Source organism: Aeromonas sp. R3-1 (assembly GCF_040908345.1).
GTDB lineage: Bacteria > Pseudomonadota > Gammaproteobacteria > Enterobacterales > Aeromonadaceae > Aeromonas > Aeromonas veronii.
The window spans coordinates 1-5,686 of sequence record NZ_JBFODN010000224.1 but is presented as its reverse complement, the minus strand read 5'-3'; the positions used below and the strand labels follow the sequence as shown (position 1 = coordinate 5,686).

Annotated in this window: 4 protein-coding genes and 1 pseudogene; 3 read left to right on the top strand and 2 right to left on the bottom strand. The window is 57.1% G+C overall.

What is annotated here, in order from left to right; genetic code table 11:
• The first annotated feature begins 94 nt into the window (after window positions 1-94).
• Together AB5Y85_RS14510 and AB5Y85_RS14505 are read left to right on the top strand one after the other, a co-directional pair.
• A complete protein-coding gene (locus tag AB5Y85_RS14510; RefSeq protein WP_069555789.1) occupies window positions 95-1,090 on the top strand; it encodes a lipid A biosynthesis acyltransferase in 996 nt (331 codons plus the stop codon).
• A gap of 194 nt (window positions 1,091-1,284) precedes the next feature.
• Window positions 1,285-2,145, top strand: a complete 861-nt coding sequence (locus AB5Y85_RS14505; protein ID WP_257687780.1) for a PA4780 family RIO1-like protein kinase — start codon at window positions 1,285-1,287, stop codon at window positions 2,143-2,145.
• A gap of 13 nt (window positions 2,146-2,158) precedes the next feature.
• Here AB5Y85_RS14505 and AB5Y85_RS14500 read toward each other — a convergent pair.
• Together AB5Y85_RS14500 and AB5Y85_RS14495 are read right to left on the bottom strand one after the other, a co-directional pair.
• Window positions 2,159-2,305 (bottom strand): annotated as a pseudogene (locus tag AB5Y85_RS14500) (IS3 family transposase); the annotation flags it as partial.
• Between the two features lie 222 nt (window positions 2,306-2,527).
• The gene (locus tag AB5Y85_RS14495; RefSeq protein WP_042081163.1) at window positions 2,528-4,144 is read right to left on the bottom strand and encodes a peptide ABC transporter substrate-binding protein; all 1,617 of its coding nucleotides are present in this window, start codon (window positions 4,142-4,144) and stop codon (window positions 2,528-2,530) included.
• 383 nt (window positions 4,145-4,527) lie between these two features.
• Between AB5Y85_RS14495 and fbp the strand changes: the two genes are divergently transcribed.
• Window positions 4,528-5,562 (top strand): class 1 fructose-bisphosphatase, encoded by a 1,035-nt coding sequence (gene fbp / locus AB5Y85_RS14490; protein WP_005336993.1) that lies wholly within the window; start codon window positions 4,528-4,530, stop codon window positions 5,560-5,562.
• Window positions 5,563-5,686: the final 124 nt, after the last annotated feature.

Here is a 5,686-nt window from a genome sequence, read left to right as displayed (position 1 = left end):
GTCTGATCAGTGCCTTGCAGGCTGATGGCCAGCCTCCCCAGGGTAGAAAAAAATGTCAGGATAACTACAATAACCGTTTGTTTTTGATGACTTGATGGCCGCCATGTCTGCGTTAGATCCGGTATTTGATACCTCATTTCATAGCCGCCTGCTGCATCCCAAATGGTGGGGCAGCTGGTGTGCGCTGGGCCTGCTTTCCCTGCTGGCATTTACCCCCGCGAGACTGAGGGATCGCTTTGCCGATCTGGTCTCTCCAACCCTGCTGCGTTTTTCGAAAAAGCAGGCCTATATCGCCGATACCAACCTCAAGATCTGCTTTCCCGAGCTGGATGCCGCTGCACGGCAGGCGCTGCTGCTCAAATCGATCCGGGTCGGGCTCAAGACCTTTATGGGCTTTGGCGAGCTCAGCTGGCGCAGCAAGGCGCGGCTGACCCGCCGCATCAAGGTCACCGGCTGGGAGCATGTGCAAGCGGAGCAGGCTGCGGGCCGCCCGGTGATCCTGGTGGTGCCTCATACCTGGGCAGTCGACATGATTGGCCGCTACTTCTCCATGATGGGCATTGAGATGTGCACCATGATGAAGAGCCCGAAAGATCAGGTGTTTGACTGGTACATCAACCGCGAGCGGGCCAAAGGAGGCAAGGTGTATGAGCGCAGCGCCGGCATCAAACCGGCGATCAAGTCGATCCGCGCCGGTGCCAGTTTTTTTTACCTGCCGGATCAGGATCACGGCCGCGAGGCGAGCGTGTTTGTACCCTTCTTTGGCCGCCCCAAGGCAACCCTGCCAGCCTTGCCCAAGCTGGTGAAGCTGACGGGTGCCAGAGCGGTGCCCATCTTCGCCAGCTATGACGAGGATGAGGGGCGCTATCTGCTGGAGATCGAGCCGCCGTTTGACCCTTATCCCACCGCCGATCTGCTGGCAGACGTCAACGCCATGAACCGGGTGGTGGAGATGCAGGTAGCCCGCCATCCCGAGCAGTACATGTGGTTTCTCAAGATCTTCGAAACCCTGGAACATCAGGAGGGGGATGACGGCCTCTATGAAGCGGGGATCCAGCGCATTCGTCAGGGCTTGCCACCCGAACCTTGAAAATTGGCCCGCTTGCGGGCCATTTTTGTTGGTACAGGCGCCTTTCGTATTTGGTCTGCTGCTGGTGTTTTTAAGGCGAACGGGTGGACAAAAACAGCGCAAACAGGGGATAACAGGGTGTCTTATGAAAGGGAGAGGCAGGTGAGCGTGCGCGGAGCTATCTTCGAGAGCGGAAATAGGGTAAAAGGGCGGCCATGAAAATTCCAAATCGAATCCAACCTCTGGTTGATGACGGCCTGGTCGATGAGGTCGTCAGCCGGTTGATGAGCGGCAAAGAGGCCGACGTCTATGTGGTGCGCTGCGGCGACGAGATCCGCTGCGCCAAAGTCTATAAAGAGGCGTCCAAGCGCAGCTTCAAGCAGGCCGTGGTCTATCAGGAGGGGCGCAAGGTGCGGAACAGCCGCAGCGCTCGCGCCATGGAGAAGGGCTCCAAGTACGGCCGCAAGCAGCATGAAGAGGTGTGGCAGAACACCGAGGTCGATGCCCTGTTCAAGCTGGCTGCTGCCGGTGTGCGGGTGCCGCAGCCCTATGTCTGCCTCGATGGCGTCTTGCTGATGGAACTTATCACCGATGAGGATGGCAATGTCGCGCCGCGCCTCAACGATGTGGCGCTTACCCCTGAGCAGGCGGTCATCGACCATGCCAAGGTGATCCGTTACGTGGTGCGGATGCTCTGCGCCGGTCTTATCCACGGCGATCTCTCCGAGTTCAATGTGCTGGTGGATGAACAGGGCCCGGTCATTATCGACCTGCCCCAGGTGGTGGATGCCGCCGCCAACAACCAGGCCAAGGCGATGCTGGAGCGGGACGTCAACAACATGCGCAACTACTACGGCATGTATGCCCCCGAGCTGCTCAAGACCCGTTATGCCCAAGAGATGTGGGCGCTGTTTGAAGATGGCACACTCACCCCCGAGAGCGAGCTGACCGGTCACTTTGAAGAGAGCCGCGCCGCCATCGATCTCGATTCGGTGCTGCAGGAGATCGAGAGCGCCGAAGAGGAGGCCTATGCCCGTCAGGCCCGGATGAAGGCGGAGCAGGAAGACAGTTACTAAAGATTTTTAGTGGTCAACTCAATCTGGATACTTGGTTCGGTTGAACCTCGGATTTTGCTGGTGGCATCCCGCCATTGTGTTGATGTGGATGCGGCCAGTTGTTGTAATCCATCAGGTAATAACTGATTTCCCGCTTCTCCTCCCGTAGGTTCATGCCCCCATCAATGGGATCCCACCAAGTCCCCTTGACGTCTGAACCACATAAAATAGTGTCTGGGATGATTAGACCATATATGGACGCCATCGGGTGGTGTTGGCACCCTGTCCCGAAGAGTAATCTTGCGTGAAGGTGTAAGTGGGCCCAATGGCCCGCTTGGCTGCCAATGAAAAGCGCCTGCTGCAATGCAGGCGCTTTTTATATGATCAAGCAGCGCCAGACAGGTTACTGGGCGACCAGATAGAGGTCCCGGCTATAGACGATGTCTTGCGGGCTCTCATAGGGATAACCCTTGACGAATGGCTTGAGCAGTCGCGATTTGACGTAGAAGTAGAGCGGCGCGATAGGAGCGTCAGCCTCGATCAGTGCTTCTGCCTGCTGGTAGAGCTGATTGCGCTCGGCTGCATCCTGCGAGTCGTGAGCCTTGGCCAGCAGGGCATCGTACTCCTTGTTGAACCACTTGCCGCTGTTGGCGCTGCTGCTGGAGGTCAGGATATCGAGGAAGGTGGAGGCATCGTTATAGTCCCCGTTCCAGGAGTAGCGACTCACCCCGAAATCCCCCTCGTTCAGTGCCGAGACCATGGTTTTCCACTCCATGTTGTTGAGGGTGGCGGTGACCCCCAGGTTGTGTTTCCACATGGAGGAGACGGCTAAGGCGATTTTCTTGTGGCTCTCGTTGGTGTTGTAGAGGATATCCACGCTGAGCGGTTTGTCCGGGCCATAACCCGCTTCGGCCAACAGCGCTTTGGCCTGCTTGATCCGCTCCTCTTTGCTTTGCTGCTGACTGGCCGGTTTTTTCAGGTCAAAGCCATCGACACTCGGTGGAGTCAGGCTGAAGGCGGGCAGTTGCCCTTGTCCCAGGATCTTGTCAGTGATGGTCTCCCGGTCGAGGGCCAGAGAGAGCGCCTTGCGCACTTTCGGATCATCGAACGGCTTGCGGTTCACATTGAACACATAGTAATAGGTGGCGAGCATGGGGGCGCTGACCAGATCTTGCGGGCTCTGGCTCTTGATGTGCTTGTACTGCTCCAGCGGATAAGTGGTGTAGTGCAGTTCACCGGTGCGATAGCGGTTGTAGGCGGCGGTTTCGGAGACGATTTCCAGATAGACCACCTTGTTCAGGACGGTGTGCTGGTTGTCCCAGTAGTGGGTATTGCGCTCGGCACTCAGCCGTTCGTTGGGGGTCCACTCCTTGAGTACAAAGGCACCGTTGGAGACGATATTGCCCGGTTTGACCCAATCCTTACCGAATTTTTCAATGGTGGCCTTGGGGGCCGGGAACGTGGTGTAGTGGGCCAGCATCTTCAGGAAGAAGGGGACCGGATTTTTCAGGGTTACCTGCAGGGTGTGGTCATCGAGCGCCTTAATCCCGAGCTCTGACGGGCTCTTCTTGCCCTGGATCACCTCGCCAGCATTGACCACACCGGTCAACTCGATAAACCAGGCGTAGTTGGAGGCGGTCTTGGGATCGGCGGCCCGTTGCCAGCCGTAGACATAATCGGCGGCGGTGACCGGTTCACCGTTAGACCATTTGGCCTCGGGCCTCAGCTTGAAGGTGTAGACGGTCCCAGTTTTGTCGACCTCGTAGCTGACAGCGCCAGCGGGCTGGGTCTTGCCTTTGCTATCCAGTACGTAGAGCCCTTCAAACAGATCGTTGACGATCTCGCTACCGGCACTCTCTTCCACCAGCTGGGGGTCGATGGTGGTGGGCTCGGTGCCGATATTGGTCACGTAGATTTGTTGGGCATCCGGCAGCAGCTTGGTACCGGCAGGCACCTGGGCAGCCCAGGCGGGAAGGGCAAACAGTCCGGCTACCATGCCGGCAATGAGAGTCTTGTTCATTGATAATCCTTGAGTTTTATTTGCTTCCAAAGCGAAATCAGTGTGCTGGATTGGCGATCGGATCTCAAGAGGCAATGGCTGAGGGAACGGCAGGCCCATCAGACTCCATTTTTAATGGTCCAAGGCCAGTCGGATCATGGCTTGCAGCAGGTTATTGCCACGAATTAAGAGGCCGAAAGTTATCGAATGAAACCGAATAAAACGCGTCTTTTACCATAACGTGAGGCGAAATAGTCTATTTAATAGGCCGCTTAATTCGCTGCAAAAACAAAAAACAGACGTTACATTAGGTTACAAATCAAGGCCGCCGGTGATCGGCATTTTTTTTGTCGACGCCTGCAAACGTTTTCAATGCCAACCGATGCGATCTTAAAGGAACAAAAATGCGAAACATGATCACCATGGGTGAGTTCATCGTCAAAAAGCAGGCGGATTATCCTACTGCGACCGGCGAGCTGACCTCGTTGCTCAGCTCGATCCGCCTTGCTGCCAAGGTGGTGAACCGGGAGATCAACAAGGCGGGACTGGCGGATATCATCGGTTCCATGGGCGCTGAAAACGTACAGGGCGAGGTGCAGCAGAAGCTGGATGTCTACGCCAACGAACGCTTCAAGGCGGCGCTCGAAGCGCGCGGCGAGGTGTGTGGCATGGCCTCGGAAGAAGAAGAGGACTTCGTGGCCTTTGACTCACCGCTCTCCAAAAACTCCAAGTATGTGGTGCTGATCGACCCGCTCGATGGCTCCTCCAATATCGACGTCAACGTCTCGGTCGGGACCATCTTCTCCATCTACCGCCGTTTGAGCCCGCAGGGTTCGCCGGTGACGCTGGAGGACTTCCTGCAGCCGGGCAACCGTCAGGTCGCCGCCGGTTATGTGGTTTACGGCTCCTCCACCATGCTGGTCTACACCACCGGCTTTGGCGTTAACGGCTTTACCTACGATCCTTCCATCGGCTGCTTCTGCCTCTCCCACGAGAACATCCGCATTCCGGAAGAGGGCAAGATCTACTCCATCAACGAGGGCAACTATATCAAGTTCCCGGACGGGGTGAAGAAGTACCTGAAATATTGCCAGGAGCGCGACGAGGCGACCCACAGACCCTACACCTCCCGCTATATCGGCTCCCTGGTCTCTGATTTCCATCGCAACCTGCTCAAGGGCGGCATCTACATCTATCCGTCCGGCACCAACTCGCCGAACGGCAAGCTGCGCCTGCTCTATGAGTGCAACCCGATGGCGTTTCTGGTGGAGCAGGCTGGTGGCAAGGCCTCCGACGGCTTTGGCCGCATCATGGATATCCAGCCCACCGCGCTGCACCAGCGTACCCCTTACTTTGTCGGCTCGACCAAGATGGTGGAGCGGGCCGAAGCCTTTATGCGCGAGTTCTCTGCCCATGAGGATCCAGCCAACCAAGGCTGATCGTCAGAGGTGTAGGTTGGTGCTGAGCGCAGCGAAGCCCAACATTTACTGGCGCGATTCCCTCTCCTGAACGGATAGGGCAGGGTGAGGGGAATGGTTTTCACTGCCCCCCTCATCCCCGACC

Coding starts and splice junctions, on each gene's coding strand:
- AB5Y85_RS14495 (WP_042081163.1), bottom strand. CDS start 4,144: ATGAACAAGACTCTCATTGCCGGCATGGTAGCCGGACTGTTTGCCCTT.
- fbp (WP_005336993.1), top strand. CDS start 4,528: ATGCGAAACATGATCACCATGGGTGAGTTCATCGTCAAAAAGCAGGCG.
- AB5Y85_RS14510 (WP_069555789.1), top strand. CDS start 95: ATGGCCGCCATGTCTGCGTTAGATCCGGTATTTGATACCTCATTTCAT.
- AB5Y85_RS14505 (WP_257687780.1), top strand. CDS start 1,285: ATGAAAATTCCAAATCGAATCCAACCTCTGGTTGATGACGGCCTGGTC.